Annotated in this window: 22 protein-coding genes; 10 read left to right on the top strand and 12 right to left on the bottom strand. The window is 51.4% G+C overall.

Translation table 11 applies throughout. The annotated features are described in order from the left end of the window. The first annotated feature begins 6 nt into the window (after window positions 1-6). Window positions 7-534, top strand: coding sequence for a PAS domain-containing protein (locus EHT25_RS24770; protein ID WP_124877878.1), 528 nt, complete (start codon window positions 7-9; stop codon window positions 532-534). A 79-nt stretch (window positions 535-613) separates the two neighbouring features. Here EHT25_RS24770 and EHT25_RS24765 read toward each other — a convergent pair whose 3' ends face one another. From EHT25_RS24765 to EHT25_RS24745, 5 genes are all read right to left on the bottom strand, one after another. Continuing rightward, the gene (locus tag EHT25_RS24765) at window positions 614-1354 is read right to left on the bottom strand and encodes a LytR/AlgR family response regulator transcription factor (RefSeq protein WP_124877877.1); all 741 of its coding nucleotides are present in this window, start codon (window positions 1352-1354) and stop codon (window positions 614-616) included. Further along, window positions 1351-2592, bottom strand: coding sequence for a histidine kinase (locus EHT25_RS24760; RefSeq protein WP_124877876.1), 1242 nt, complete (start codon window positions 2590-2592; stop codon window positions 1351-1353). The genes EHT25_RS24765 and EHT25_RS24760 overlap by 4 nt, the downstream gene beginning before the upstream one ends. 372 nt (window positions 2593-2964) lie before the next feature. Next, window positions 2965-4581 carry a DUF4394 domain-containing protein gene (locus tag EHT25_RS24755; RefSeq protein WP_185731476.1) on the bottom strand — a complete coding sequence of 539 codons (1617 nt, stop codon included), beginning with the start codon at window positions 4579-4581 and terminating at the stop codon, window positions 2965-2967. A 53-nt stretch (window positions 4582-4634) separates the two neighbouring features. Next, window positions 4635-6224, bottom strand: coding sequence for a DUF4394 domain-containing protein (locus EHT25_RS24750; protein ID WP_124877874.1), 1590 nt, complete (start codon window positions 6222-6224; stop codon window positions 4635-4637). Window positions 6225-6512: 288 nt separating this feature from the next. After that, window positions 6513-9245: an ATP-binding protein gene (locus tag EHT25_RS24745; RefSeq protein ID WP_229311798.1), complete on the bottom strand. Its 2733-nt coding sequence runs from the start codon at window positions 9243-9245 to the stop codon at window positions 6513-6515. Window positions 9246-9615: 370 nt separating this feature from the next. On the opposite strand from EHT25_RS24745, the gene EHT25_RS24740 reads away from it, so the two are divergent. From EHT25_RS24740 to EHT25_RS24725, 4 genes are all read left to right on the top strand, one after another. Further along, window positions 9616-10425, top strand: coding sequence for a LuxR C-terminal-related transcriptional regulator (locus tag EHT25_RS24740; protein WP_124877872.1), 810 nt, complete (start codon window positions 9616-9618; stop codon window positions 10423-10425). Window positions 10426-10507: 82 nt separating this feature from the next. Next, on the top strand, window positions 10508-10855 hold the full coding sequence (locus tag EHT25_RS24735) for a hypothetical protein (protein WP_124877871.1): 348 nt from the start codon (window positions 10508-10510) through the stop codon (window positions 10853-10855). Between the two features lie 529 nt (window positions 10856-11384). Then, window positions 11385-12821, top strand: a complete 1437-nt coding sequence (locus EHT25_RS24730) for a DUF1800 domain-containing protein (protein ID WP_124877870.1) — start codon at window positions 11385-11387, stop codon at window positions 12819-12821. 162 nt (window positions 12822-12983) lie between these two features. Then, window positions 12984-14198, top strand: a complete 1215-nt coding sequence (locus EHT25_RS24725) for a DUF1501 domain-containing protein (protein ID WP_124877869.1) — start codon at window positions 12984-12986, stop codon at window positions 14196-14198. Between the two features lie 106 nt (window positions 14199-14304). Here EHT25_RS24725 and EHT25_RS24720 read toward each other — a convergent pair whose 3' ends face one another. Next, window positions 14305-15831 carry an aldehyde dehydrogenase (NADP(+)) gene (locus EHT25_RS24720; RefSeq protein WP_124877868.1) on the bottom strand — a complete coding sequence of 509 codons (1527 nt, stop codon included), beginning with the start codon at window positions 15829-15831 and terminating at the stop codon, window positions 14305-14307. Window positions 15832-15835: 4 nt separating this feature from the next. Continuing rightward, entirely contained in the window at window positions 15836-16675 is an 840-nt protein-coding gene (locus EHT25_RS24715) for a fumarylacetoacetate hydrolase family protein (RefSeq protein ID WP_124877867.1), read from the bottom strand. A 203-nt stretch (window positions 16676-16878) separates the two neighbouring features. Between EHT25_RS24715 and recO the strand changes: the two genes are divergently transcribed. Beyond that, window positions 16879-17571 carry a DNA repair protein RecO gene (gene recO, locus EHT25_RS24710; protein ID WP_124877866.1) on the top strand — a complete coding sequence of 231 codons (693 nt, stop codon included), beginning with the start codon at window positions 16879-16881 and terminating at the stop codon, window positions 17569-17571. A gap of 113 nt (window positions 17572-17684) precedes the next feature. Here recO and lptB read toward each other — a convergent pair whose 3' ends face one another. From lptB to mazG, 5 genes are all read right to left on the bottom strand, one after another. Further along, window positions 17685-18416, bottom strand: coding sequence for an LPS export ABC transporter ATP-binding protein (lptB, locus tag EHT25_RS24705; protein WP_124877865.1), 732 nt, complete (start codon window positions 18414-18416; stop codon window positions 17685-17687). A 50-nt stretch (window positions 18417-18466) separates the two neighbouring features. Continuing rightward, a complete protein-coding gene (recJ, locus tag EHT25_RS24700; RefSeq protein ID WP_124877864.1) occupies window positions 18467-20200 on the bottom strand; it encodes a single-stranded-DNA-specific exonuclease RecJ in 1734 nt (577 codons plus the stop codon). Window positions 20201-20305: 105 nt separating this feature from the next. After that, a complete protein-coding gene (locus EHT25_RS24695; RefSeq protein ID WP_185731474.1) occupies window positions 20306-21400 on the bottom strand; it encodes a T9SS type A sorting domain-containing protein in 1095 nt (364 codons plus the stop codon). 51 nt (window positions 21401-21451) lie between these two features. After that, entirely contained in the window at window positions 21452-22603 is a 1152-nt protein-coding gene (locus tag EHT25_RS33040) for a T9SS type A sorting domain-containing protein (protein WP_124877862.1), read from the bottom strand. 147 nt (window positions 22604-22750) lie between these two features. After that, entirely contained in the window at window positions 22751-23587 is an 837-nt protein-coding gene (mazG, locus tag EHT25_RS24685; protein ID WP_124877861.1) for a nucleoside triphosphate pyrophosphohydrolase, read from the bottom strand. Window positions 23588-23760: 173 nt separating this feature from the next. On the opposite strand from mazG, the gene EHT25_RS24680 reads away from it, so the two are divergent. The 4 genes from EHT25_RS24680 to EHT25_RS24665 all read left to right on the top strand — a co-directional run bounded on the left by EHT25_RS24680 (window position 23761) and on the right by EHT25_RS24665 (window position 25912). After that, window positions 23761-24426, top strand: coding sequence for a DUF1361 domain-containing protein (locus EHT25_RS24680; RefSeq protein WP_124877860.1), 666 nt, complete (start codon window positions 23761-23763; stop codon window positions 24424-24426). Continuing rightward, window positions 24410-24796, top strand: coding sequence for a diacylglycerol kinase family protein (locus EHT25_RS24675; RefSeq protein ID WP_124877859.1), 387 nt, complete (start codon window positions 24410-24412; stop codon window positions 24794-24796). Before EHT25_RS24680 ends, EHT25_RS24675 begins: the two co-directional genes overlap by 17 nt. Before the next feature lie 163 nt (window positions 24797-24959). Beyond that, complete coding sequence (locus EHT25_RS24670) at window positions 24960-25613, top strand: hypothetical protein (protein WP_124877858.1); 654 nt, start codon at window positions 24960-24962, stop codon at window positions 25611-25613. Beyond that, window positions 25613-25912 (top strand): winged helix-turn-helix domain-containing protein, encoded by a 300-nt coding sequence (locus EHT25_RS24665; RefSeq protein ID WP_124877857.1) that lies wholly within the window; start codon window positions 25613-25615, stop codon window positions 25910-25912. Before EHT25_RS24670 ends, EHT25_RS24665 begins: the two co-directional genes overlap by 1 nt. Window positions 25913-25970 lie beyond the last annotated feature (58 nt).

The raw sequence follows: 25970 nt of genomic DNA, 5'->3' as shown, positions 1-25970 counted from the left end.
GAATTTATGCAATCGAATCAATCTTACGCAAACTATCTACAGCGCAACACGGTTTCGACCCGGCTGTTTCCGGCGGCTTGTCTGGAAATCTTTTTACTCGATCAGGCACAGGACCGTCACCACCGGCGCGAAGTCGAAAAGCTGCGTGAACTTGCGGAGGCTTTTGACTGGAAGCTGGTTCGGGATTATGAAAAGGCACTTTCCGAGGGTTACACGCTGGTAGTTTCCAACCTGGCCAAATCCATTTTGTGGACCAGCCACCGGTTTTTGGCCATGACGGGTTATAATCCCGGGGAAGTTGTGGGGCAAACACCCCGGTTTTTGCAGGGGCCCGAAACCGATCCCGTACGTCTTCGACAGTTATCCGACGAGCTGGCGCAAGCTCACCGTGGGGCCGTAAAAACCCCGATTCGCCAGCAGTTGATCAATTACCGCAAAGGCGGAGCGCCTTACCTCTGCGACATCGAAATTGATCCGATCTGGACCAAACAGGGCGAACTGACGCATTTTATAGCGGTAGAAAAAGAGGTCTGACGGTTTTTCGGTATTCAGTATACGGTTTTCGGCGCGCGTCAGCCAGCAAAAACCGTATGCTGAATACGGAAAACCGCTCCTATATTTTCTCCAGCAGATTCAGAAACTCCTGCTTCTTGTTCCGCGAAACCGGGATGTTTTTGTTGTTTTCCATGATCACCTCGCCCCCGTCGCCCCGGATGTAGCGCTGCACGTAGCGCAGGTTGATCAGGTAGCCGTGGTGAACACGGCAGAATCCTTTGGTTTCCAGCACGTCTTCCACTTCTTTTAACGTCTTGGAAATCAGCACAACCTTTCCGTTCGTCAGGAAAAACCGGGTGTAGCCGCCGTCCGATTCGCAGTAATAAATCTCCTCGCTGTTGATGATCTGCAAGCCTTCCAGCGTTGGCAGCGCAATGCGATCACCGGTTTTCTGGCGGTGGAGGTAATCCACGAAACTTTCCACTTTGGCGGGCACGCGGGTCAGCCGCTCCTGTTCAGCTTTCTGAACGGCCTGCACCAGCTCGTCTTTATCGATCGGTTTCAGGATGTAATCCAGCGCATTGTGCCGAATGGCCTTGATCGCGTATTCGTTGTAGGCCGTCGTGAAAATAACGTCGAATTTGGTAAACCGGCAGGCTTCGAGCATGTCGAAACCGCTCATGCCGGGCATTTCGATGTCCAGAAAAACCAGGTCTGGATGGTGCATTTCAATGGCCTGGTAACCTTCTGTTCCATCGACGCAGGACGCCAGAAGCTGCACCTGGGGGCAAAACCGCTGGAGCAGAAGGGCGAGCACGTCGCGGCAATGTTTTTCGTCGTCGACAATAATGGCTGTCATGGTTGTTTGAGTTTCATGGTAAACGTAACGCAGGTTCCGGCCGCAACGCCCGCCGAATCGACCAGATCGGCCACGTCGATCCGCGCATCGACGCCGTAAATTTCATTCACAATCTGCAATCGCTCTTCTGCAATCCGGCTGCCATGGGCCTTGTGTGCCATCAGGCTGTTGGCCTGCGACCGCAGCGATGCTTCGCGCCCAATGCCGTTGTCGGCAATGCAGATCACCAGAAAACCGGCGACCTGCTGGCAGTCGATCTGTAAAACCGGTTTTTCGGCTTTTTGGGCCAGTAAGCCGTGTCGGATCGCATTTTCAACGTATGGCTGTAGCAGCAAAGGCGGCACATGCACCGTATCCTGACTGATTGCCGGACTAACCACCAGTGAGAATTCAAAGGTATTATCGCTCCGCAACTGTTCCAACTCCACGTAGTTCTGCAACGCTTTCAGTTCGCTGCGCAGGGATACCCACTCGGTTTGCGTGTTGTCGATCATCTGCCGCATCAGCCGCGAAAACTTGGTCAGATACAGCGATGCTTCGTCCACGTCGTTTTGCAGAATAAATTTATTGATGGCATTCAGGCTGTTAAAAACAAAGTGCGGGTTCATCTGCATCCGCAGCGCCAGCAGCTTCGTTTCCGCAATCCGCTTGTTGTTTTCGAGCAGTTGCCGTTCGGTTTGCTGATACGCCTGCTCGATCTCGACACGCCGGATTTTCTGGGCGCAGAGCCGGGCGATGCTCATCAGAATATGCAGATGCCGGGGTTCAAAAAAGTTCTTTTCGGGGTGTTCGGCGTCAATGATGCCGATCACTTTTCCATCCAGCACAATCGGAACCGTAATTTCGGAAAACCGCATTTCGTCATCCCGGATGTAGCGGGGGTCCAGCGAGGTGTCGCTGATGATCTCGGCTTTTCCGCTCAGCACCACCGACCCCACGATGCCCTGCCCGATCGGAATTTCGATCGGCTGGAAAATCTCGTAAGACCGGGGATTTTTGGGGCCGTGGGCGGCTTTCTGCACGAGTACATTCCGTTTCTCATCCCGCAAATAGACCACGCAATCGACGAAGTTCAGCCGGGCGATGCAATTCTTGGCAACGTCCCACAAAACCTCCTCGACGGTTGTTTGATCAATGAGTGAAATCGCAAAAAAATTGATGGCCCGTTCGGTTTCGAGCTCTTCTTCTAACGCCTTTCTTTCGTGATCCGCCTGGTTATGTTTTTCATTTTCTGACACTCTAGTCTGTTTGAAGTATTTGGAAACCGCTATTGGATTAGTTGATCTAAAGTACAGGTTCTTCCCCTCTTTTGAAATCCAAAATGAATAACTGGTCGTTTCCGGGCAATAACTTGCGGAAAATGCCGCTTAAATTGTGTACAGCTTTGACTAAACGGCAAAAAAACGCCCGACTTGGGCCGGGCGTTTTTAAGCATTACCTAATACACACTACTTATAACCAAATAGATAGATTTCTTTCAGCGTTTGAACGGCACAAAACTAGCCGTGCTGCCAACGACTACCCAGCCACAACCAACAACTGGTGCCTTCGGGTTGATACTTCCCGGGCCTGAATCCGTAAGTGGCCTGCCCGGCTTCTATACCATCAACTTACGGGACCATGTTATACAGATTTTGCCCCAGCGTAAAACCGCTAACATTGGCGTACGGAAACGGAACGCTGACCGATGCGCCGTTACCGGTACTGACGATAAAAAACCGGGAAGCACCGTCGACGGTCATCAGGCCGTACCCACTTTCAATATATCCGCCAATGTCGAATCCGTTCATTTTATCCATTTTTCCCGCAAAAACACCCAGTTTGGTCAGTGCCGATGTAAGCTGGCTTTTCTTATAAAGCGTGCCCGTTTCGCTATCGATGCCGAACAGTTCCGTGTTGTCCGCGTTCGCCATGTTCTGGTAGTTGCTGGAAAACGCGATCGCGTCCAGCCCCTGCGGATTGCCGTTCAGGGTGAAAGCCGGAACGAGCGCCGTTGAGCCCTGCAGACTGAGGTTAATGGCGTAGTAGTTTTTCCGGTCGCTGCTGACCACGTAGAGCTTGTTGGAATACGGCTCAAAATCAAGGCCGAAAGCCGGATTGCCGGTCAAATCCAGACTGTAGTTCTTCATTTTGTACAGCTCGGTGGCGGTTCCAGTGACGGTGTTGATCTCATACGTGGTGCTGTTGCTCCCCAAGGCAACGAGTTTCGGAGCCACTTCCACCGAGAAGTCCAGCCCCAGCAGGCTGACGCCCTGCGGCAGCCCCGTAATGGGTTTTTCATGAATGTATCCTTTTGTGAACGTAAACGTCACCGGATTGAATGCCAGCAGCTTATGATCGCTGGTGAGTCCATAGGCAACGGGCGTCGGGAAGGCAATGCCCAGGATTTTTTTGCCCGTCGGCAGGTCGCCCAGTTTGTGCAGTTTTCCGGTGGCCAGGTCCACATAATCCAGTTCCCAGGCGTTTCCGCGCCGGATGGAAGCAATCCCGTATTCCCGGCCCTGACTCCGGTAGCTTTTGGGCGAAATATCAAAACCGCCCACTTCGTCAATATCGGCCCCCAGGTCGCCAACAGCTTGAACGGCGCTCGCATCGGCGTTTTCGTACCGAACCAGCTTGTCGTCTTTCGTGTCGATGCCATACAGCGTCGTGTTCGTCGCACCGGAATAGTTGTTACTGTACGCAATGCCGCCGACATAAGGCGTTGCCCCCCCCGATGCTTTCCCGGTTTTTGGATCGACCAGCCCGGTGCGTGGGTCCAGCAGCAGGTTTTCACCCGAATTGGAGACGACGCGCATCTGATCGGTCACGGGGTTAAAATCAAAACCGTATATCGGAACAACGGCTGGTGCCTTTACAGCCGACTGTGGATTAAGCGGAACCGAAGGCCGGGAGGGACGATTCAGATCGATGTAAACCGTGTAAAAGACGTTCCGGTCACTCAACGCAAAAAGCTGGCCGGTGGCCGGTCGGAAGTCGATGGCAATCAGTTTTTCATCGGGCTCCAGCGTGGTGATTCCGACCGGGTTGCCCATTTTAGTGGGTTCCCGCATGTCCATTTCATACACCGTATTGTTGTCCGCAAGGGCGTAAAAAACGCTGGTCGGGAGTCCGGGAAGGTTACTGGGATCTGTCGGAATCCGGTGATCGTCGCAGGACTGGATAACGAAGGAAACAAGGAGACAAAACCGCAGGGTGTGAAACGAAAGTGTGTGGACGATTTTCATGTCAATTGTCATTATAAGTAGTTGAGAATGTTTACTTTGTGACCGGTTTTCAATCAGGGATTTTTGTTGATGATGTTATACCCAAGTGTAAAACCGCTTATGTTTTTGTAGGCAAGGCTGGAGCCGCCCATTTCGCCGGTGGTCAGGTCTATTTTGTATAATTTATAGGCTCCGTTGTAGGTCATCACGGCGTATCCCATTTCCTGATAGCCCCCGATATCGAAGCCGTTGACGTTGTCAAACGTGTCCATAAAATCCACGACTTTCGTCAATGCATTGGTGGTGAGGTCTTTTCTATACAGGCTCTTGCCATCCATTCCGTACAAAACCGCATCCTCCGGCCTGGTCAATTCGACCTGGCTGTTCGTGAACGCCAGCCCCGTCAACCCCTTAGCCTGGCCGTTGAACGTCAGGGGATTCAGGTCGGTAACCTGGCCGGTTCCGACATGGATGCTGAACTGAAAATTGTTCGTCGTGACCACCCGGAGCAGGTTTGTATACGGATCAAAGTCGACTCCAAAACCGGGGTCGCCGGTCAGGTTCAGGGTGAGATTGAGTCTACAGGATTCGGTGGCCTTGCCGGTTCCCGGATTGATTTCGTAGATTCGGCTGTTGGTCGCCAGCGCGTACAGTTTCGGAAACGGCTCCGCCGAGAAATCCAGACCCAGCAAACTAACGCCCTGCGGCAAACCGGTCATCGTTTTCTCCCGGATGTCGCCCTCTTCATCCACCGAACCGGCCGGATTCAGCGACAACAGTTTGTTCTCTTTCGTTACCGCATAGGCAACCGGGGTGGGAATCGCGATGTCGATGATTTTCGTATTTTCCGGCCCGTTTCCCAATTTTTGCAGTTTTCCGGTGGTCAGGTCCACATAATCGAACTCCCAGCTATTTCCGAAGCGAACGGCAGCCACTCCGAATTCCCGTTCAAAACGGGTTTTGGGCGAAATATCAAAACCGCCCACTTCTGCAATATCCAGTCCGAGAGCCCCAACGGTTTGGACGGTGCCGGCATCGGCGTTTTCGTACCGAACCAGTTTGTCGTCCACCGGATCGATGCCGTAGAGTGTCGACTGGGTTGCGCCGGAATAATTATTGGCATAAGCCACCGCGGCCACGTTGGGCGTGGCAAGCCCTTTCGGATTTCCGTTGTCCTTGTCGAGCCAACCCGTTTCGGGGTCCAACTGCACATTCTCGCCTTTGCTCGTGATCAGCCGGAACCGATCGGTTACGGGATTAAAGTCAAATGCAACCGTACGGGCTTTCATATCAGCCTCTACTTCGGTTTTTCGATTGACCGGATACGACCGGGCAAATCGGGTGACACCTACATTGACCGAATACATCGATTGATCATTACTCAGGGCGTAGAGTTGGCCGGTGGCCGGACGGAAGTCGATGGCAACGATTTTTTCCCCGGGCACCCGGGTTTCGATTTGCAGCGTGTTCAGGATATTCTTCGGATTTTTAATATTTAATTCATGAATGAGGTTGTTCTCCGTCAGAATGTAAAAAAAAGACCCGGGCAGATCCGGAAAAGAGGTTGGATTGACGGGCGCGCGGTGGTCTTCACAAGCCTGCAATGCAATCAAAAGCAACGAAACGCATAGAGTGCGAAACGGAATGGTGTGGATCATTTTCATGGTAATGCGTGTTTGTTAACATTCCCGAACCGGGCCTGAATGGAGGCACAAATGTAGACTTCCGAACCACGGCCAGGCTAAGACAGATGTTGCAAAAGGGGATACAAACGTTGCAGGAAAATGGCAAAACAGCCCAAAAAGGCGGTTTTTAGTAAACGGTAGAGCGTCCAACGGCGGAATTTTCCGCTAATATTTTTTCAAAAATAGTGGCATTGGAAAACCGTCCTGGAAGGCCCCAAAAAAACCTGCGTCAACTTAGTCATGACGCAGGCTGAACCGAATGGTAAGTCATCGGGAATTGGCGTATTCGCCGGGCGAAACGCCGAATTTTTTACGAAACCGCTTGGCAAAATACGACTGTTCACTGAAGCCGACCGAATAGCTAATTTGCGTTAAAGAATCGGATTTTGAGCGAATCAATTCGGCCGCACGCTGCAACCGGATGTCGTTGATCAGTTCGTTCGGGGAGATTTCGAGCAGCGCTTTCACTTTGCGGAACAGTTGCGTCCGGCTCAAACACATTTCTTCGGCCAGTTGCTCCACGCTAAACGACGAATCGCTCAGGTGCGTTTCGACAACCGCCCGCAGGCTGATCACAAATTTTTCGTCATACGATAGCGTCCGCGTCGGCGAGGTTGGCGTCCAGATTTCGTTCCGGTATTTGGCCGCCAGTTTTTTCCGTTGCTCCACCAGATTCGCGACCCGAACGCGCAACTCCTCGGTCGAGAACGGTTTGGTCAGGTAATCGTCGGCTCCGGTCCGAAAACCGTCCATGCGGGATTCGGCGTCTGACTTGGCCGTCAGCAGCAAAACCGGAATGTGGCTCGTCAGGTCGTTGGTTCGGATGTGTTCCGTCAGATCAATGCCGTCCATTTTAGGCATCATGACGTCCGAAATAATCAAATCGGGCAGCAGATCGACCGCCAGTTGAAGCCCCTCTTCGCCATCCTGCGCCGTCACCACTTTGAACTGATTCTGAAAGATCGTCACGATAAAATTCCGGAGATCCTGATTATCTTCCACCACCAGCAGGCAGTCGGATGTGCCAGAACCGACCTCCTCTCCTACTTCTGAAAACTCGTCAGCGGTTTGCTTTTTTGGGTTAAAATCCTGTTTTTCAACAAAAACCGTTTCCGCAAAATCAAGTTTTTCCCGACTAACCGGCAAGGTAATCGAGAGGGTGGTGCCGGTATGAAGCTGGCTCGCAAAATCAATTTCGCCGTTGTGCAGCTTCACCAGTTCATTCACCAGCGCAAGGCCCAGCCCCGTTCCCGGTTGCCCGTCGTCGGCCAGTTGCCGCGACTGGTAAAAGGGCGAAAAAATATGCGGAAGGTCTTCTTCGGGAATGCCTTTTCCGGTATCCGTCAGCGTAATAAACAAATCAGCCGCGTCGTCGCTGGTCTGGATCGACAACGCCACCGAACCGCCGGGGCCCGTAAATTTGAAGGCATTCGACAGGATATTCGTGATGATCTTTTCCAGTTTATCCGAATCAAACCAGGCAGTTTCCGACGAAACCGCAATCCGTTTGATAAACTGAATGCCCCGGGCTTCGGCCATCGAATCGAAGGACGTAACCAGCAAGTGAAGCCAGGTCTGCAAATCGCCGGTCTGGAGTTGCAGGTTCATTTTTCCGGCTTCGAGTTTCGACAAGTCCAGCAACTGGTTCACCAGATCGAGCAGCCGGTTGGCGTTTCGTTTCACCCGTTTCAGGTCGTTCGGATCGACCGGCGACGAGCGGGGAGCCGCCAGCATTTCTTCCAGCGGAGCCAGAATGAGCGCCAGTGGCGTCCGGAATTCGTGCGAAATAGTGGCGAAAAACCGGGATTTCAGCAGATCGGTTTCCCGCAGTTTTTCAATCAGCGTCTGCTGCACCTCCAGCAATTGCCCGGCCTTGCGGTTTCGCGACCGTTGCAGGTAATAGATGATAATAACCGCAATGAACAGCAGGACGGAGCCGCCAATCCAGAAGTTTTTAGAGGCAATGTGAAACCGCTTTTCCTGCTCCAGCAGCTTGATTTGCTGTTCTTTCTTCTCCGATTTATACTGAGCCTCCAGCCGAACAATCTGCCGGGTTCGTTTCTCATTCTGCAGACTGTCCCGCAGGTCGTAATAGCTCTTCAGGTATTCCTGCGCTTTCGGGAATTTCCCCTGTTTCATATTCAACTCCACCAGATGCAGATAAATCCGGGTCGTAACACTGCGCGTGCCCGTTTCCTGCGACAGCTTCAGGGCCTGCGACAGGTATCGTTCCGCTTTCGGGAAATTATTCCGGGTCATATATAGCATCCCCAGATTGGACAGGGCAGTTCCTTCAGCAAACCGGTTTTTGCTTTTCAGCGCATAGAGCAATGCTTCTTCGAAAAACTTTCGTTCCAGTGTCGGGTTATGGAACGTCGGTCGACTGTAAATTTCCCCGATGTTCGAAAGGGCGATGGGCATAAAAAAGATCGCGTTTTCTTCCCTCAAAATGCCCAGACTCTGCTGGTAAAGTTTCAGCGCAGCCAGATCGTTTTGCTTCCGAAACTGAACAGTCCCGGCGCCGTTGAGAATGCGGGCCAGAAGACGCCGGTTTTTCGTTTTCCGGGCCATTTTTTCGGCCAGAATATGATAGTTTTCCGCCGTCTTCAGGTCTTCCTGATTCATATACGCCGATCCGAGAATCCGGTAACTTTCGGCCTGCGCTTCGAATAACTGATTCTTTTCGGCAATCGACTCCGCACTTAAGGCATATTGAATGGCCAGTTCATCTTCGCCAATCATGTGGTAACAAAGTGCCAGCCGGTTTTTGGCGTTGGCAATACCGGCCTGGTATGACAACTTTTCCGCCAATTTCAGGGCTTCTTCAGCGAAGCTCCGCATCTGCTGGTAATCAATACTGATGTATTTAAAACTCAACAGATTCAGCAGCACGACCCGGTTTGTGTCCGGTTTTGGATGTAACCGTAGTTCGTGTTTTAAACTATCGATGGGCATCAATTGCGAAAAAACCGGTCGGAATGCGAGACAGCCCGCAACCATCAGCAACACAGCAAACGGAGTTCTTCTTAAAAGAGAAGGGAATACCAAACCATTCATACCAACAAAATCAGATTTCAGAATAAAACTGCCGTCGGCCCTTTCAATAAGGGCGCTCAACGGATCTTATGGGCGTGTTTGGGTAGCAAAAGCAGGGACTACGTGCAACGCAAAAATTGCAGAAAATCAATCAGTTGCAAAATAATACAAGTTCTCCCAACATATCAAAGTTTGGCCCTGAAATGCAACAAATCTATCCTTCTATGCAACATACGTATCGGTAAAAGAAACCGCAAAACCGGAATTTTGCAGGCTTTCAAAACCAACTCCAAATCCTCATGAAGATTCTGCTACCCTATTCCATTTTACGCTTATGCCGCTTCGTAAGAAAGACTACCAGAATTTTAAGGCCAGCTGCAATCAGTTATTACCGGCCGTCGAACTGCCGCTTCAGGTGAGCGAAGACGACCAGAACCGGTTTTTAAATTCGGTCAAAGCACTGGTCAACAGCGAGCGGTTTTCGTTCGTGGTCGATCTCGTCACACTCGAAATTACCAACGCCATCGGCGTAGATCGCTGGCTGGGTTTTGCCCAAAAACCGCTCAGCATGTTCGACTACCTGAAGATTATTCACCCGAATCACGTCGATCAGCTGATGCAAATGGCACTCACCACACTCGAAATCGCCAGTCAGCATCCCGGTCTTTTCAAATTCATGGACCAGCGCATGATTGCCTGTCTGCCCATCCGCGATCTGGCGGGCCGCTACTGGTGGGTCAAGCGCGAGTCGGCCGCGTTTCAGTTCGACGCCCGGGGGCGGCTGACGGCCTACACCAATCTGTTTACGGTCGTGAAGGAATACAACGGCGAGTCGATGGTACCCCGGTATACCGACCGCGACGGAAACGCCAATGCGGAGTTGTACGAAGCCTTTGTAAACCGCTACCGGGAAAGAATCCGGGATCACCTGCCGTTTACGAAAAGGCAGTTTGAAATTTTGAAACTCTACGCCGAGGATGCAGGCTCGACCAGCCAGCAGGTGGGCCAGCAGCTGGCGATCAGCAAACAAACCATCGACAAACACAATCAGAGCATTTTGATTGCCGCCCGGAATCACTTTGCGAAGGCTTTTCACTCGGCCACCGAAGTCGCCCGGTTTCTCCGCGAAGAGAAAATCATCTGATTCCGTTACCTACTATAGGCAGATAATTTCGCAGCAATCGCTCCTAAACTTGCAGCAGTTAAAGGAAGATCCACCCCTGTTTATGAGAGCTGTTTATCTGATCCTATCCATTTTTATGACATCGGTTTCGGCCAAATCAGATGGACTGAAACCCGCCGAAAGCGACGATATCAACATGAGCCTGAGCCAGCAGTTGATTTCGATCATTACGTACCCGCAGGTGCTGTCCAGTCGAAATCTGAGCGGAATTGTAGTTGTCGAATTTTACCTGACCGACGGTATGTCCATCAGTGGCGTGAAGGTTCTCAGCGAAAATCAGGCGCTTAATTCGGACTTGATCCGGCAGTTAACCGGCAAAAAAATACACTCGAACCAACCTAACCTATTTGATAAATATACGGTAAAGCTGGTTTTCAATACCGATAAATAGGCGACTATAAAACCGGTATTAAAACCAGAACCGTAGCTCATTATTCTACTTTAAATCCAGGCAAAATCATGAAAACGCTGATCTGTTGCTTACTGGCGCGTTTGGTATTCAAACACCGCAACTTCGATTTTCTGACTTACAGCGGACTGGTTTGTGACGATGAAAACGGAACTGAATTGCCTTGAATTATCCTTAAAACCCAGATTACACTTCATCATCTAAATTAACGCGAACTATGGGATTATTGGCCGCGTAGCGGACTGATATTTGTAGCCAAAAGGCGACCCGATTCCCCCGCGTGCCTTTAGGTACGAAATCTCCTGCACCTGTTGCGTACCTAAAGGCACGCGGGGGAATCGGGTCGCCTTTTGGCTACAAACCTGTCGTACTTCTGGCACTTCACTTCGGAAAATTTCATAGTTCGCGTTAAATTACCTTCCCCCGCCGTACCGGTTTTCTATTTGTTACCGAATTGCTTTTCGATTAAACCTTCAACCGGTTTTTTTTGTCCAACCCCGAAATCCGGGTTATGAAAGAGCAAGGTAACAAGCAACATCTGTTCTGGCGGGCGGGTTTTGGCGCAAGCCCGCACCAGCTTCGCGAAGCCGAACACCAGTCGACTCGCAAAGTGGTGCGGGCGTTGTTTAACGACAGCCGGGACTTTGCCCCCCTGACGGTTGCCGACGACGATCAGCCCGCCAAAAAAGAACTCAGGGGATTATTCAAAGAAGGAAAGCTGGATCGCGCTACGCTGAAAGACCGCATCCGTGAAAACCGGGAATCCATCCGCGACCTCAATGTGCGTTGGATGCAGCAAATGGCGTCGGGCCGGGGGGCGCTGCGCGAAAAGATGGCGCTTTTCTGGCACAGCCATTTTGCCTGCCGCAATCAGAACAATGTCCGGATGGTTCAGCAGTACCTCAACGTCATCCGGGAACACGCGCTGGGCCATTTCGGCGATCTCCTGATGGCGATTTCTAAATCACCGGCCATGCTGCAATTTCTGAACAACCAGCAAAACCGCAAGAACGCGCCCAACGAGAATTTCGCCCGCGAGGTAATGGAGCTGTTTACGCTCGGCCGCGCCAATTACACCGAACACGACATCAAAGAAGCCGCCCGCGCCTTCACCGGCTGGGGATTCAATCCGCAGGGCGAGTTTGTTTTTCGCCGGAATCTCCACGACGAGGGCGAAAAAACCGTGTTTGGCAAAACCGGGGCCTTTCAGGGCGAAGACATCATCCGGCTCTTGCTGGAGCGGAAAGAAACCGCCACGTTCGTCACGAGCAAACTATACCGCTTTCTGGTTACGGACGAAATTGCGGAAAATTCACCTGATCATCAACGGATTGCTCACCTCGCCGATCAGTTTTACCGGAGCAATTACGACATGGCCGGTTTGCTGGAAACGATCTTTACCAGCGACTGGTTTTACGACCCAAAGTACGCAGGAGCGCGCATCAAATCGCCGGTGGAATTGCTGGCCGGCATGCAACATAGCCTGGGCATTCAGTTCGAACAGAAACAGCCGGTTTTGTACGTTCAGCGCACGCTGGGGCAGGTTTTGCTGTATCCGCCGAACGTAGCCGGCTGGCCGGGCGGCCGCAACTGGATCGACAGTTCGAGTTTGCTGTTTCGGATGAAATTGCCGGAGCTGATTCTGAAAGCCGGGGAAGTGACGGTCCGGCCCAAAGACGACGGCGACGTCAATACCGAACTGCTGGCCCGGAAAGTCAACCGATTATTTGCTTCTCAGGTCGATTGGACAGCTTTTGAAAAACCGTTCCAAAATGGCACGGACGATCACTTGGTTGACGAACTGGCGCGGTATTTTCTGCCTTATCCACTGACAGATCCGCAACGGAATTTAGTGGTATCAAAAGTCAAAAAAGATACTGCCCGCAGCGAACAAATCCGAAACTTGACGACCGCGATTTTATCCTTACCGGAATATCAACTTTGTTGACTATGATGGGTATGATTATAAAATGATGTTTATGATGATTAAGGCGGTTAAGCCCAGTGTAATGAATCAATGACCGTCAGTTCGTAATCCCATTTCATAGTCCATCATAGTTATAACAATCGAATCATAGCCATCACAGTCTAATCATAATTATCCTAATCTATGAAACGGCGCGATTTTGTCAGAAACTCGACTTTTGCCACGGTGGGAACCATGCTGATTCCTCACTTTCTGAAAGCGTATGAAACCAATTCGTTAACGGGCGGACCGTCGGCGGGCAAAACGCTGGTGGTCGTTCAGTTGTCGGGCGGCAACGACGGATTGAATACTGTGGTGCCGTTCCGCAACGATATTTATTACCGCGAACGGCCCACGATCGGTATTGCCCCGGACAAAGTGTTGAAACTGAACGATGAAATCGGTTTCAATCCGGCGCTCGAAGCGTTGAAAGGACTGTACGACGACGGTTTGGTAACGGTGGTCAACAACGTTGGATATCCTAATCCCGACCGTTCGCATTTTCGGTCGATGGACATCTGGCAAACCGCCAGCGATTCGGATAAGTACCTGACAACGGGCTGGTTGGGACGGTATCTGGATGCCAATTGCCACGGATCGGACTGCGTCGCTCACCGGGCAATTGAAGTAGACGACACCCTGAGTCTGGCGCTGAAAGGACAGGAACTGAACGGTTTGGCGTTACTCGATCCAAAAAAACTGTACAACCAGACCCGCAGCGGTTTGGTCAAGGAGTTAGCCGACTTGAAACCGGATGCCGGTCTGGCGTCAACCCATCCCAACGTGTCGTATTTGTATAAAACGCTGGCCGAAACCGCTTCGTCGGCGGAATTTATTTACGACAAATCGAAGGCGGTTCGTTCCAAAACCGTATATCCGGCCAGCGAACTGGGAAACCGTCTGAAAACGGTCTCGGAATTGATTGCGTCGGGCGTCAATACGAACGTGTATTACATTTCCATTTCGGGCTTCGATACGCACATCAACCAGCCGGGGCAGCAGGAACGGTTGTTGCGCCAATACGCCGAAGCGGTAGCGGCTTTTACCAAAGATTTGAAGTTGAACGGAAAATTGAACGATGTGTTGCTGATGACGTTCTCGGAATTTGGTCGGCGGGTGAAGCAGAACGCCAGCAACGGCACCGACCACGGCACGGCCAACAACCTTTTTCTAATCGGTGGCGGATTGACGCCGGGTCGGGTTTTCAACGAAGCGCCGAATTTAACGAACCTCGCCGAAGGTGATTTGCAATTCTCCGTCGATTTTCGGAGTATCTACGCGACGCTCCTCCGCGATTGGCTGAAAGTGGATGATGGGGCGGTTTTGGGAAGAAAGTTTGAAACGTTGAGTTTTGTGTGAGTTGAGGTTGTATCGCGAAGCTAAGCGGAGAAAAAAGGAGTTACGCAGAGTTTTTATCTCTAATTAACTCCTTTTTTCTCCGCTTAGCTTCGCGAAATAACTCTTTTTATTTCTGCCATGCTCCATCCACCAGTCGGAAGATCGACAACGGGTTATCGGCTTTCAGCGCATCGGGCAACAACGCATCGGGGAAATTCTGATAGCAAACCGGGCGCGCAAACCGCCGGATGGCATTCGTGCCCACCGAGGTAGAACGAACATCGGTCGTGGCCGGATACGGTCCGCCGTGGTTCATCGCATGGCTCACTTCCACACCCGTCGGAAAACCGTTGATCAGCACCCGGCCGACTTTCTGTTCGAGCACTTCCAGCAGATCGGCGTATTCCCCGAGTTCGTCGGGATTTCCGTAAACCGTAGCGGTCAGGTGGCCTTCCAGCCCATTGGCGACGGACAGCATTTCCTCTTTGGTATCGGCCGTCACCAGCAAACTGCTTGGTCCAAATACTTCTTCCGCCAGTTCCGGGTTTTCCACCAACACGTCGGCGGTGGTTGACAACAGCGTGGGTTGGGCGCTGGCAAAGCCTTCGACAACGGTTTCGGATTTACTGGCTATCAACACCCGCGAATGCGAATTCAGCTTTTCAATACCGGTTGTATACGCCTGGTAAATGCCTTTCGTCAACATCGGCGTTGGCTTCGTCTGCGCCATTGCCAAGCGGGCCTGACTAATAAACGCATCGCCCCCATCCGACTGCTTGACAATCGCCAGACCGGGGTTCGTACAAAACTGGCCAACGCCCAGCGTCACGGAGTCGACGTAGGCTTTTGCCAGATCCAATCCTTTCTCTTTCAGGATGCCCGGCAGGAAGAAAACCGGGTTGGTGCTGCCCATCTCGGCGTAAACCGGAATCGGTTCCGGCCGACGAACGGCGGCATCGAAAATGGCTTTTCCTCCCCGGAAGGAGCCCGTAAAACCGATGGCTTTGATCAGCGGACTTTCCACAATCGCCATCCCAACTTCTACCGTAGTTCCGTGCACCAGCTGAAAAACGCCTTCGGGCAAACCGCTGGCTTCCACGGCTTTGCGAATGGCTTTTCCAACCAGATCCGAGGTGCCGGGATGGGCCGGGTGGGCTTTCACCACCACCGGACAGCCAGCCGCGAGAGCCGAGGCCGTATCCCCACCCGCGACGGAAAACGCCAGCGGGAAATTGCTCGCGCCGAAAATGCCGACGGGTCCCAGCGGAATCAGCATTTGGCGCAAATCCGGGCGGGGCAGCGGTTGCCGGTCGGGCAGCGCCGAGTCGATGCGGGCATCCACCCACGAACCTTCGCGGAGATATTGCGCAAACAACCGCAACTGGCCCGTTGTGCGTCCGCGTTCACCGGTCAGCCGCGCGATGGGCAGGGCGGTTTCCAGGTTGGCACGTTCGAGCAGTTCGGGGCCCAGCGCCATGATTTCGTCGGCAATCCGCTCCAGAAGCTGGGCTTTGGCTTCGCCGGAAAGTTTGCGGTAGGTGTGGAACGCTGCAGCTGCCTGCCAGCAGGCGTGGGCCACTTCTTCGGGGGTTGATTCTTCAAACGTACCGGCCAATGCTTCGCCGGTCGCGGGGTTGATACCTGTAAAACTCATGCTGTTACGCTTGGACGCTGTTGATCAATGTACCAATTCCTTCAATTGAAATGCGCACCTCATCGCCCGCTGCCAGGGTAAAACTGTCGGGCGGAACAATACCGGTGCCTGTCATCAGATAACAACCGTGCGGAAAAGTAGTTTCCCGATACAGGAAAGAAACCAGTTCCGGGTGCTGGCGTTTCATGCGATTGATGGCAATTTTTTCGTCAAAAACCGTCTGAGCGTCGCGCCGGATTTCGAGCCGGATTTCGGTATCCGACGAAATGGGTTCGCCCGGAACGTACAGACAGGGACCGATCGCAGCCGCGCCGTCGTAGGTTTTCGCCTGGGGTAAATACAGCGGATTTTCTCCCTCGATGCTCCGCGAACTCATGTCGTTGCCGATCGTGTAGCCAACAATTTTTCCGCTCGAGGTCGAGAACAGCGTCAATTCCGGTTCCGGAACGCTCCAGGTCGAGTCTTTCCGAATCCGGACGGCATCACCCGATCCTACGGCGCGGGCGGCTGTTGATTTAAAGAACAATTCGGGACGCTCGGCGTCGTAAACCCGTTCGTAAAAGTCTCCGCCCCCGGCGTCTTTCGATTCTTCCATGCGCGCGTTGCGGCTTTTCAGGTATGTTACGCCCGACGCCCAGATTTCCTGCTGGCTGATGGGTGGTAACAATTGGGTTTCGGTCCAGGTTTTGTATTCATCGGAAGCGGTCGTCGACGGAATTTCCTGCTGCAGAAAGGCGTATAAATCGTCCTGATTGACCAGATAATCCCAGTCGTCGCTCGGAGCGCGATGGAAGCGGTTTTCGTGTTCAACAACGATGCCCAGACGGGTGCGGTACAGTTTCATGAAGGATTGAGGGAATTGAGTTTGACTATAAAGCCCGCAAAAATGGTCAATTTTAGGCAGGATTTCAGCAAATTAGGGTTTGAAAATTGAGCAAAAGGGCTTAAATTAGAAAGCTGTTGATTTTTTCAAAAAACGAAACCGCTTTGTTTTAATACTCGTTCTGACCACTTTCATACTAGCCGATTCTGTTTTTTACTGAAAAAATGCTCCACAAAACCCGAGGAATTGTTCTGAGTTATTTTCGCTACCGCGAAACGTCCGTCATTGTCCGCATCTACACGGAAGAATTTGGGTTACAAAGTTACCTCGTCAACGGGGTGCGCTCGGCCAAGAGCAAAACCAACCGGATCGCCTTCTTTCAGCCCCTGACGCTGCTCGATATGGTGGTGTATTACAAACCGGGTAAGGACCTGAACCGGCTTTCGGAAGTAAAAATCAATCATCCGCTGCAACACCTTCCGTTCGACATTGCCAAGTCCAGCATGGCGTTATTCGTCAGTGAAATGCTGACCAAAACGCTGAAGGAAGAAGCCAGCAACCCATCTTTGTATTATTTTCTGGTGGATAGTATTCTGTATCTGGAAGAAGCGGAAAGTGATTACGAGAATTTCCACATCGCGTTTTTCCTGAAACTGGCGTTTTTCCTGGGCTTCGGTCCGTCCAACGCCCGCGAATTTGAAGAACAGTTGCAGGAGCAGAAATACCCGTTTCTCCCCGACGAAGCGGCCGAACGTGCCCTGAATCACTTTCTGCGCCAGCCGCTGGCGTCTCACATTAAAATCTCCCGCCAAACCCGCGCCGAATTACTGGATGCGCTAGTAGCGTTTTACCACATTCACATGGATAGTTTGGGAGAAATTAAATCGTTGGCGGTTTTGCGGGAGGTATTGAGTTGAGATTTTAAGAGTTATTTCGCGGAGGTAAGCGGAGTAAAAGGGAGGTACGCGAAGAAAAATAATACCTCTGCTAAACTCTTTTTACTCCGCTTACCTCCGCGATATAACCCTTATTAAATCTTCCGTTTCAATTCGAAGTTTTGTCCCAAATACACCCGCCGAACCTGCTCGTCGTTCGCCAGATCTTCGGCGGTTCCCTGTTTCAGGATTTTGCCTTCAAACAAGAGATACGCGCGGTCGGTGATCGACAGGGTTTCGTTGACGTTGTGGTCGGTGATCAGAATACCGATGTTGCGGTGTTTCAACTGAGCGACAATGCTTTGAATATCTTCAACGGCAATCGGGTCAACCCCGGCAAACGGTTCGTCGAGGAGAATAAATTTAGGATCAACGGCCAGGCTCCGGGCAATTTCGGTGCGTCGGCGTTCCCCCCCCGACAGCACTTTTCCTTTGTTTTTCCGAACGTGGGTCAGGCTGAACTCTTCCAGCAGTTGCTCCACTTTCTCTCGCTGCGCCTGCCGCGACATATCGGTCATTTCCAGCACCGCCAGCACATTTTCTTCCACCGTCAAATCCCGGAAGATCGACGCTTCCTGCGCCAGATAACCGACACCCAGCCGGGCGCGTTTGTACATCGGCAAACTCGTAATATCCTGATCGTCAAGATAAACCTTACCACTGTTGGGTTTCACCAAACCAACGGCCATGTAAAACGAAGTGGTTTTACCCGCGCCATTGGGGCCTAACAACCCAACGATCTCGCCTTGGGCGACCTGATAGGTCACTTGGTCGTTGACCAGCCGGGAGCCGTATTTTTTGACTAAATTTTCGGTTCGAAGAATCATGTTTCTAGTTCCAGGCCAGCGTCGGTTTTATCCCAAACGGTTTTAGCCGTTTACTGCTCAGCGCCTGCGGTGGCCTTTATATCTTTCAAATATAACTGCAACGATTTGTTCCCGTTATAATTATTCTCTTCGACCTGATAACAGATGGCAAAAGGCTGGTCGCGCCGGAGGAAAAGGGCGTGGTGGGCCATGTTGAAGCCGATGGCCGTAAACCGCTGGTAAGAACCCGCTTGCTGAACGGTCATTTTCAAATGTTTTTCCTTCATGATGTACGGCTCCCCTACCATGTAGACCTCGCTGGTCGAAAAAACCGGTGCCATATTTTGGGGGCCAAAGGGCGACATCTGTTTCAGAACGTTGTAGAATTTCTGGTCAATGGCGTCAAAATCAAGTTGCAAATCAATTTCGATCATCGGAATCAACTGCTCGTCCTGAATGCGACGGGTGACGACTTCTTCAAATTTTTGCTGGAACGCTTTGATATTTTCCAGCTTCAGCGTCAATCCGGCCGCAAATGTATGCCCGCCGAACTGTTCGAGCAGGTCGGAACATTCCTCAATCGCTTCGTAGACGTCGAACCCCGGCACCGACCGCGCCGAACCAGCCGCCCGATTGTGCGATTCGGTGAGGATAATGGTCGGCCGGTGGTATTTTTCAATGCAGCGCGACGCCACAATTCCGATCACCCCTTTGTGCCAGGTATTGTTGAAAAGTACCGTGCTTTTAGCGTTCAGCAACCATTCGTCGCCCTGGATCATGGCCAGCGCCTGTTCGGTAATACTGGTATCGTACTGGCGTCGGCTGTTGTTGTGTTCGTTGATTTCAAACGCAAAGTCGGTGGCCGCTTCTTCGCTTTCGGCCAGCAGCAACTGCACGGCGGCTTTGGCGTGTTTGATCCGCCCGGCGGCATTGATCCGCGGTCCCAGGCCGAACACGACATTGGTAATATCCAGACTGGAACTAAAACCAGCAATTTTAATCAGCGCCTGTACGCCAAAACCGGGCGACGAATTCAGTTTTTTCAGGCCGTAATACGCCAGCACCCGGTTTTCGCCCACAATCGGCACAATATCTGAGGCAATGCTGATCGCCAGCAAGTCCAGGTAATCAAATAACCGCTCGACCGGAATACCTTTGAAGAGGCAAAAAGCCTGCAACAATTTAAACCCAACTCCGCAGCCCGTCAACTCTTTATACGGATACGCGCAATCCGACCGTTTGGGATCGAGAACGGCAGCCGCCCGTGGGAGTTCGGCGCCGGGGCGGTGGTGATCGCAAATGATAAATTCGATGCCTTTCTCCCAGGCTTCATCCACCCGATCGACGGACTTAATGCCGCAATCTAAACTGACAATCAACGTAAAACCATTCTCAGCGGCCCACTCGATGCCCTGCGTCGAAATACCGTAGCCTTCTTTATACCGATCGGGAATGTAGTAATCCAGATTGGAATAGATGGTCCGCAAAAAACCGTAGAACAACGCCACTGACGTGGTGCCATCCACGTCGTAATCACCGTACACCAGAATCTTTTCATTTCGGACTATCGCCATTTGCAAGCGCTGAACGGCCTTTTCCATGTCCTGCATCAGAAAAGGATCGTGCAGATGCGGAAGTTCGGGACGAAAATAGGTGCGGGCCTGATCAAACGTATGAACCCCCCGTTGAACCAGCAGCGTAGCCATGAACGGATTTACTTTCAATTCACGGATCAAATTCTCGACAGCCTGTAACTCCTCGGCTGACTCCGGAACTGGTCGGTATATCCAACGTTTCTCACTCATACCGCAAATTATAAAAAGGGAATACGGAAAGCAAAAACCGATCGGCCCGGCGCACGCCCAATTGGCCGGTTTTACGGATTTCCACACTCCTTTTTAAAAGCGCTCTTATTGAACAATAACCCGAACGGTTCGACGCTGATTATTTTGCCCGATACTGATAAAATACAAGCCCGGTTTTAAGGAACGAACAGGCTGGATCAGCCACTCAGTTTCGGATAGCTGCGTCAATCTAAAAGGCAATGACTGGCCGGTAATGGTATATAATTGAACACTGGCCGGATCGGCATTGGAAACGCTCAATCGAATTTCCTGACCGGAAGACGGATTATTGTAAACCATCAATCGTTCCTCCGAACGGCCGACAGCGATGATGCGGGAGGGCTGTTCCGACCCATCCGTATCCACCTGCCGAAGCCGGTAATAGCTGGTTCCGGGGAGCGGCTCGCCATCGATAAACGTGTACAATTGCGCCTTGTCCACTCCCCCAATCGCAGCCACTTGCCCAATCACCGTGAATTCTTCCGCGTCGACACTGCGTTCAATGGCGAAATGACTGGTTCCGCGCTCCCAGGCGGTTTCCCACGTGAGTTGATTCCCGTTGGACTTTGCTGTTCCCTGAAAATACGTTAGTTTGACCGGGAGCGCACTGTTTGCGCTAACGGTAAAATCATCGATGCGAAAAGCCGTAGCACAGGCCGCACCAGCCGGTGGTGTAAACCGGAAGCGAAAACTAAGATTGGCCTGATTTTCAGCAGCAACCGGTAAGTTGAAAATGGAAAGCCCCCAGGTGGTCGTGGCTACGCTGGATACATCGGAGGAGATGTTCGTCCAACTGGTGCCGCCATCGGTACTGAATTCAAAAATAACGACCTGCGGGCCAAAAGCAGCGGTTTTCCGGCGACCGAAGCCGACCATCAGGTTGGTTTGACCGACGGTACTGATAGACGGAGACACGATGGTATGTTCCGAATTTCCACCACATTCGCCAAAGGAGACGTTGTTGCCGCCCGAAGCGGCAATGGGGGTTGTATAGCCCGAGCTGGCGGAGGTGGTGGTAACACTGATCGCGGTTGAATTACTGGCAGTCCAGCCGCTCAAACCACCGGTAAAATTCTGTGAATAAAGGGTTTGCCCGATGACTGGCTGAAAGAACAGGAAAAAGAGAATGGTGAAGCCGGTTAAACGTAAAAGATGGTTCATGGATGTGGCGTATTGAATGAAACGTATTAATAAATGCTTGTGCATACGACTTTAATTCACCAAAAACCGGGTGGCTTTCAGGCCGGTTGCGTGCAGGAAATACAGACCGGTTTTTAAGGGTGATACGGGTTTCAGGGTCACTTGCCCGGAAGTCTGTTCAACCATACTGAACTCGATTTTCCGCTGGTTCAAATCCGTCAATTGCAGGGATTTTGCATCCAGTTCATTGAATTGTAGCCCAATTGATTGACCGTCGGAAGGATTGGGATAAACGGTTAATGCGGGCAAAGAACCGTCATGTTGCACCGAAATGGTTTTTGAATACCGCTTCGAGCCGTCTTTGTCGACCTGTTGTAAGCGGTAGTAATTGATCATCCGATGCGATTGATCGTCGACAAAGGAGTAGGTTTGACGGCGGGCTGTATTCCCGGTGGCTTTCACGCGGCCAATGGGTTTCAGATTCTCCAGATCCAGGCCGTGTTCAACCAAAAAATAGTCGGCATTCTGCTCTGAAACGGTTTCCCACGAAAGCTGCACAACGCTGCCAATGGGCTTGGCCCGGAAGTAAGCAATATCGACCGGTAAGACAATGCCTGTCCATTCCATATTGCCGATAGTGAAACCTTGCCCATTTGGGAAGGGGCCTGCTAAAGGGCCGTTTCCATATATAATCTGAACTGTTTTAACTTTGGTGGGGAAGAAAACTTTATTCACGTTCGATGCTGTGCCCGACGTTGCTACTATTTCATTTCCATTCACACTATATCCTGTTCCAGCCGGAATAACGGGCACAACTGAGTTCCCAAATTCGTCCGTAGCAATAATGGTTATTTTGTCCTGGTAGTTGTGATCTGTGATGGTAAAGGTTTTATATTGAAGTGCATTCAATGCGAATTCCAGGCCGGTAACCGGATCGCCAAATGTAAAAGTGTAATTCCTGCTTTCACTCGAATTATTAAATTTCCAGTTGGGCGTCGACAAACCCGTACTAGCTCGTTCAGGTGATGGAATAGAGGCCGTTCCCGGACCATTGATATTGAGTGTAACATTTACGGCTGGCGTGCCAATACCGGTGTAAGAGTGAGTAGCCGCTCCCGCTGGATATAGTGGAGTCGTAGTATCAAATTTTAGATCCTGAGCAAGCGAGGACGTTACACGCATCAGGGCCATCAGCCCGGCTGAAAGTAGAAAACCGTATTTCATAGCAAAGTGCGTTTAGCTGATCGAAATGCGAATGCTCAATGCACTTTGACGTACGGTTTAACAGAAAGTCATTCCTATTTTAAAATCAAATTCCAAGAATTGCTAAATGCCACTTCGTAACTATTCGAAACCCCAATTACGCATACTTTAAGTAAACGCTTTCGCTTCCTGCCAATACACTTCCATTTCATCCAGCGTCATATCTTTCAATTGCTGGCCGTTCTGACGAGCCTGCTCTTCCAGGTATTGAAACCGCTTGATGAATTTCTTGTTGGTGCGTTCCAGGGCGGTTTCGGGATTGATGTCGATAAACCGGGCGTAATTGACCAACGAAAACAGCACATCGCCAAACTCTTTTTCGGCGCGTTCGGCGTCGATGACTTCGTCGGTTTCGGCATTGAATTCGGCCTTGAATTCCTGCATTTCCTCCTCCACTTTCTCCCAAACCTGTTGTTTTTCTTCCCAGTCAAAACCGGCTCCCCGCGCTTTTTCCTGAATCCGCATGGCTTTTACCAGCGCCGGTAGCGAGCCCGGCACTCCGCCCAGAACGGATTTATTCCCCTCTTTGAGCTTCAATTGCTCCCAATTCTGCTTCACCTTTTCTTCCGTATCGGCCACCACGTCGCCATAAATGTGCGGATGGCGCGAAACCAGTTTGTCACAAACGCTGTTCAGCACATCGCCAATATCGAACGTCGCACCTGACTGCGGTTCGGAAGCAATGCGGGCGTAGAAAACCAGGTGCAGCATCACATCGCCCAGTTCCTTCCGGATTTCGGGCAGGTCTTTTTCCAGAATGGCATCGGAAAGTTCATAGGTTTCCTCAATCGTCAGGTGGCGAAGCGTGTCCATCGTTTGCTTGCGGTCCCAGGGGCACTGCTCGCGCAGTTCGTCCATAATGGTCAGCAGGCGGTCGAATGCCAGTAGTTGTTCCTGCCGCCGGGCGGGCATCGTTTCCAGTCGTTGATTCAGGTTGGTTTGCATCGGGACTTTTTTTGACAAAGTTACACCTTTCAATCTCGACAAAAAACGCCTGGTACAAACCCGCTGGTTTCGGCAGCAAATCAAAAAAATCCTGCATTCCTAAATATTTTCGCCTATTTCCTTGATTGGCGTCGCTTCAATTTGCTACTTTGTAAACCAAAGTTCTTTATGCCATGTTGAACAAATTATTGGCCGTTTACCGCTCCGGCGAAGGCTTGCGAATGCTGATCCTATTGTCGGTCATGAGCATGGCGATGGTGGCGGTTCGCCACAATTACTGGTTCCTTAAAATGTTGAGCTGGAACCTCTTTCTGGCCTGGATTCCGCTCATCGTAGTCCTGTTCCTGCGCGAAGGTCTGGAAAGTCGGCAGTTGCCAACCTGGATTTTCTGGCCCGGTTTGGCCTTCTGGCTGCTTTTTCTGCCCAATTCTCCCTACATCATTACGGATTTGTTCCACGTCCGGCACGTTTCGGAAGAAACCGTCTGGTTCGACACCATGATGATTTTCATGTGCGCCCTCACCGGTTTGCTGACCGGCTTGTATTCGCAACTGCAGGTTCACCGGATGCTCCACCAGCGCATGGGCCACGTTCGAACCTGGGCCGTGATGGTCGGTTGTCTGGTTCTGACCAGTTTTGGCATTTACCTGGGCCGGTTCATTCGCCTGAATAGCTGGGATTTATTCACAGATCCGCTGGATCTGGCCCAAATCATCGGCCGCAGCCTGGTCAGCCCGTTTGCATTGAAGCTTACACTTTCGTATACTTTCGCATTGGTGACGCTTTATACCGGCTTCACGCAGTTTGTTCAACGCCGTACGCATGAGCAGTTGGATTGACGTTCGGAAAAATTTACGGAGTTTTCGATTTGCCATTGAGGGCATTGGCGCTCTGTTTCGGTTTGAAAACAACGCTAAAATTCACTTATTGGCGGCCGTTGCCGTCGTCCTTGCCGGAATCGGGTTCCGGTTGAATCGCATCGAATGGGCATTGATTCTGACGCAGGTGGGGTTGGTGCTGGCCGCCGAAGCCTTCAATACCGCCATCGAAAAACTGGCCGATGTGGTTTCGCCGGAACGCCACCCGCAGATCAAAGCCGTCAAGGATTTGTCGGCGGCCGGGGTCTTACTGGTGGTAATTATTGCAATACTAGTAGGTATCTTAATATTTGGGACTAAATTGTTCGAAATGGATTTTTTTAATGGCTAAAAATGGTTTTAATGGTTATAAATGGCTCTGAGGGTTAAGTATGGTTAAAAGAACCCCGGTAATTCAACCATCAGAACCATTTCAATCATTTTCAACCAGCAGAGCCATTTCAACTATATACTACCATCACTACCATTAAAAACCCTAACAACCACACTTTCCGATGTCCGAATCGAACGAACATTTACAAACCCTGACGGAGATACGGAGTCTGATGGAACGCTCATCGAAATTTCTGTCGTTGAGCGGTTTATCAGGAATTTCGGCGGGTGTAGTAGCCCTTATTGGTGCGGGTGCCGCCTACGCCCGGCTGCATACGAACAACCTGACCCTGATGAGCTATGAACGCATCAGCCGGTTAAACGGCGCCGATCGTCAGGATATGGTTGATTTTCTGATCCTCGACGGAGCCCTCGTTCTGGCAGCGGCTTTGTTGCTGGGGATCTTTTTTACCGTCCGCAAGGCCCGGCGGCAGGGACACGGCGTCTGGAACACGATTTCGAAACGGCTGCTCTGGGCGCTGGCGGTTCCGCTGGTAACGGGCGGTATATTCTGTCTGGCCCTGATCCGGTTTAACCTGATCTGGCTGACGTTTCCAACCACATTGATTTTTTACGGGATGGCCCTGTACAGCGGCAGTAAATACACCGTCCGCGACGTTGAATACCTCGGTTTATCGGAAATTCTGCTGGGTTTACTGGCGTTGTTCTGGACCGGTTATTCGCTGCTGACGTGGGCCGTTGGATTTGGTGTGCTGCACATTGTGTACGGCACCGTCATGTATCTCAAGTATGAACGAGATGAACTGAAGCGCTGATGCGAGAGTTCCTGATTGGATTTAATAAAGCCTTTGAGAGTAAAGCCCGGTTGGGGATCATGTCGGTTTTGATTGTGAATGAAACCCTGAGTTTCAATTCCCTCAAAGAACTGCTGGACATGACCGACGGGAATCTGGCGACGCACCTGCGGGCGCTGGAAGAGCAGGGCTATGTCCTGGTCAAAAAGCAATTTGTCGGGCGCAAACCCAACACGACCTACACGGCTACGCCCGTTGGCCGCCAGGCTTTCAGCGACCACCTGAATGCGCTGGAAGACTTCATTCGGGGTTCGGTATAAAACAAAAAACCGGTACGGTTTTTCAACCCTACCGGTTTCGGCCCCTGCGAACATTGGC

Source organism: Larkinella rosea, assembly GCF_003858635.1.
Taxonomy (GTDB): Bacteria; Bacteroidota; Bacteroidia; order Cytophagales; family Spirosomataceae; genus Larkinella; species Larkinella rosea.
Note: the sequence above shows the minus strand (reverse complement) of the source record. Positions and strands in the feature narration are given on the sequence as shown.

What these genes read in the sequence shown, in the direction of transcription:
- recJ (WP_124877864.1), bottom strand. Translation starts at nt 20,200, where the DNA reads ATGAGTGAGAAACGTTGGATATACCGACCAGTTCCGGAGTCAGCCGAG.
- EHT25_RS33040 (WP_124877862.1), bottom strand. Translation starts at nt 22,603, where the DNA reads ATGAAATACGGTTTTCTACTTTCAGCCGGGCTGATGGCCCTGATGCGT.
- EHT25_RS24730 (WP_124877870.1), top strand. Translation starts at nt 11,385, where the DNA reads ATGAAAGAGCAAGGTAACAAGCAACATCTGTTCTGGCGGGCGGGTTTT.
- EHT25_RS24680 (WP_124877860.1), top strand. Translation starts at nt 23,761, where the DNA reads ATGTTGAACAAATTATTGGCCGTTTACCGCTCCGGCGAAGGCTTGCGA.
- EHT25_RS24765 (WP_124877877.1), bottom strand. Translation starts at nt 1,354, where the DNA reads ATGACAGCCATTATTGTCGACGACGAAAAACATTGCCGCGACGTGCTC.
- EHT25_RS24740 (WP_124877872.1), top strand. Translation starts at nt 9,616, where the DNA reads ATGCCGCTTCGTAAGAAAGACTACCAGAATTTTAAGGCCAGCTGCAAT.
- recO (WP_124877866.1), top strand. Translation starts at nt 16,879, where the DNA reads ATGCTCCACAAAACCCGAGGAATTGTTCTGAGTTATTTTCGCTACCGC.
- EHT25_RS24755 (WP_185731476.1), bottom strand. Translation starts at nt 4,581, where the DNA reads ATGAAAATCGTCCACACACTTTCGTTTCACACCCTGCGGTTTTGTCTC.
- EHT25_RS24770 (WP_124877878.1), top strand. Translation starts at nt 7, where the DNA reads ATGCAATCGAATCAATCTTACGCAAACTATCTACAGCGCAACACGGTT.
- EHT25_RS24670 (WP_124877858.1), top strand. Translation starts at nt 24,960, where the DNA reads ATGTCCGAATCGAACGAACATTTACAAACCCTGACGGAGATACGGAGT.
- EHT25_RS24745 (WP_229311798.1), bottom strand. Translation starts at nt 9,245, where the DNA reads ATGGTTGCGGGCTGTCTCGCATTCCGACCGGTTTTTTCGCAATTGATG.
- EHT25_RS24735 (WP_124877871.1), top strand. Translation starts at nt 10,508, where the DNA reads ATGAGAGCTGTTTATCTGATCCTATCCATTTTTATGACATCGGTTTCG.
- mazG (WP_124877861.1), bottom strand. Translation starts at nt 23,587, where the DNA reads ATGCAAACCAACCTGAATCAACGACTGGAAACGATGCCCGCCCGGCGG.
- lptB (WP_124877865.1), bottom strand. Translation starts at nt 18,416, where the DNA reads ATGATTCTTCGAACCGAAAATTTAGTCAAAAAATACGGCTCCCGGCTG.
- EHT25_RS24725 (WP_124877869.1), top strand. Translation starts at nt 12,984, where the DNA reads ATGAAACGGCGCGATTTTGTCAGAAACTCGACTTTTGCCACGGTGGGA.
- EHT25_RS24750 (WP_124877874.1), bottom strand. Translation starts at nt 6,224, where the DNA reads ATGAAAATGATCCACACCATTCCGTTTCGCACTCTATGCGTTTCGTTG.
- EHT25_RS24665 (WP_124877857.1), top strand. Translation starts at nt 25,613, where the DNA reads ATGCGAGAGTTCCTGATTGGATTTAATAAAGCCTTTGAGAGTAAAGCC.
- EHT25_RS24720 (WP_124877868.1), bottom strand. Translation starts at nt 15,831, where the DNA reads ATGAGTTTTACAGGTATCAACCCCGCGACCGGCGAAGCATTGGCCGGT.
- EHT25_RS24675 (WP_124877859.1), top strand. Translation starts at nt 24,410, where the DNA reads ATGAGCAGTTGGATTGACGTTCGGAAAAATTTACGGAGTTTTCGATTT.
- EHT25_RS24695 (WP_185731474.1), bottom strand. Translation starts at nt 21,400, where the DNA reads ATGAACCATCTTTTACGTTTAACCGGCTTCACCATTCTCTTTTTCCTG.
- EHT25_RS24715 (WP_124877867.1), bottom strand. Translation starts at nt 16,675, where the DNA reads ATGAAACTGTACCGCACCCGTCTGGGCATCGTTGTTGAACACGAAAAC.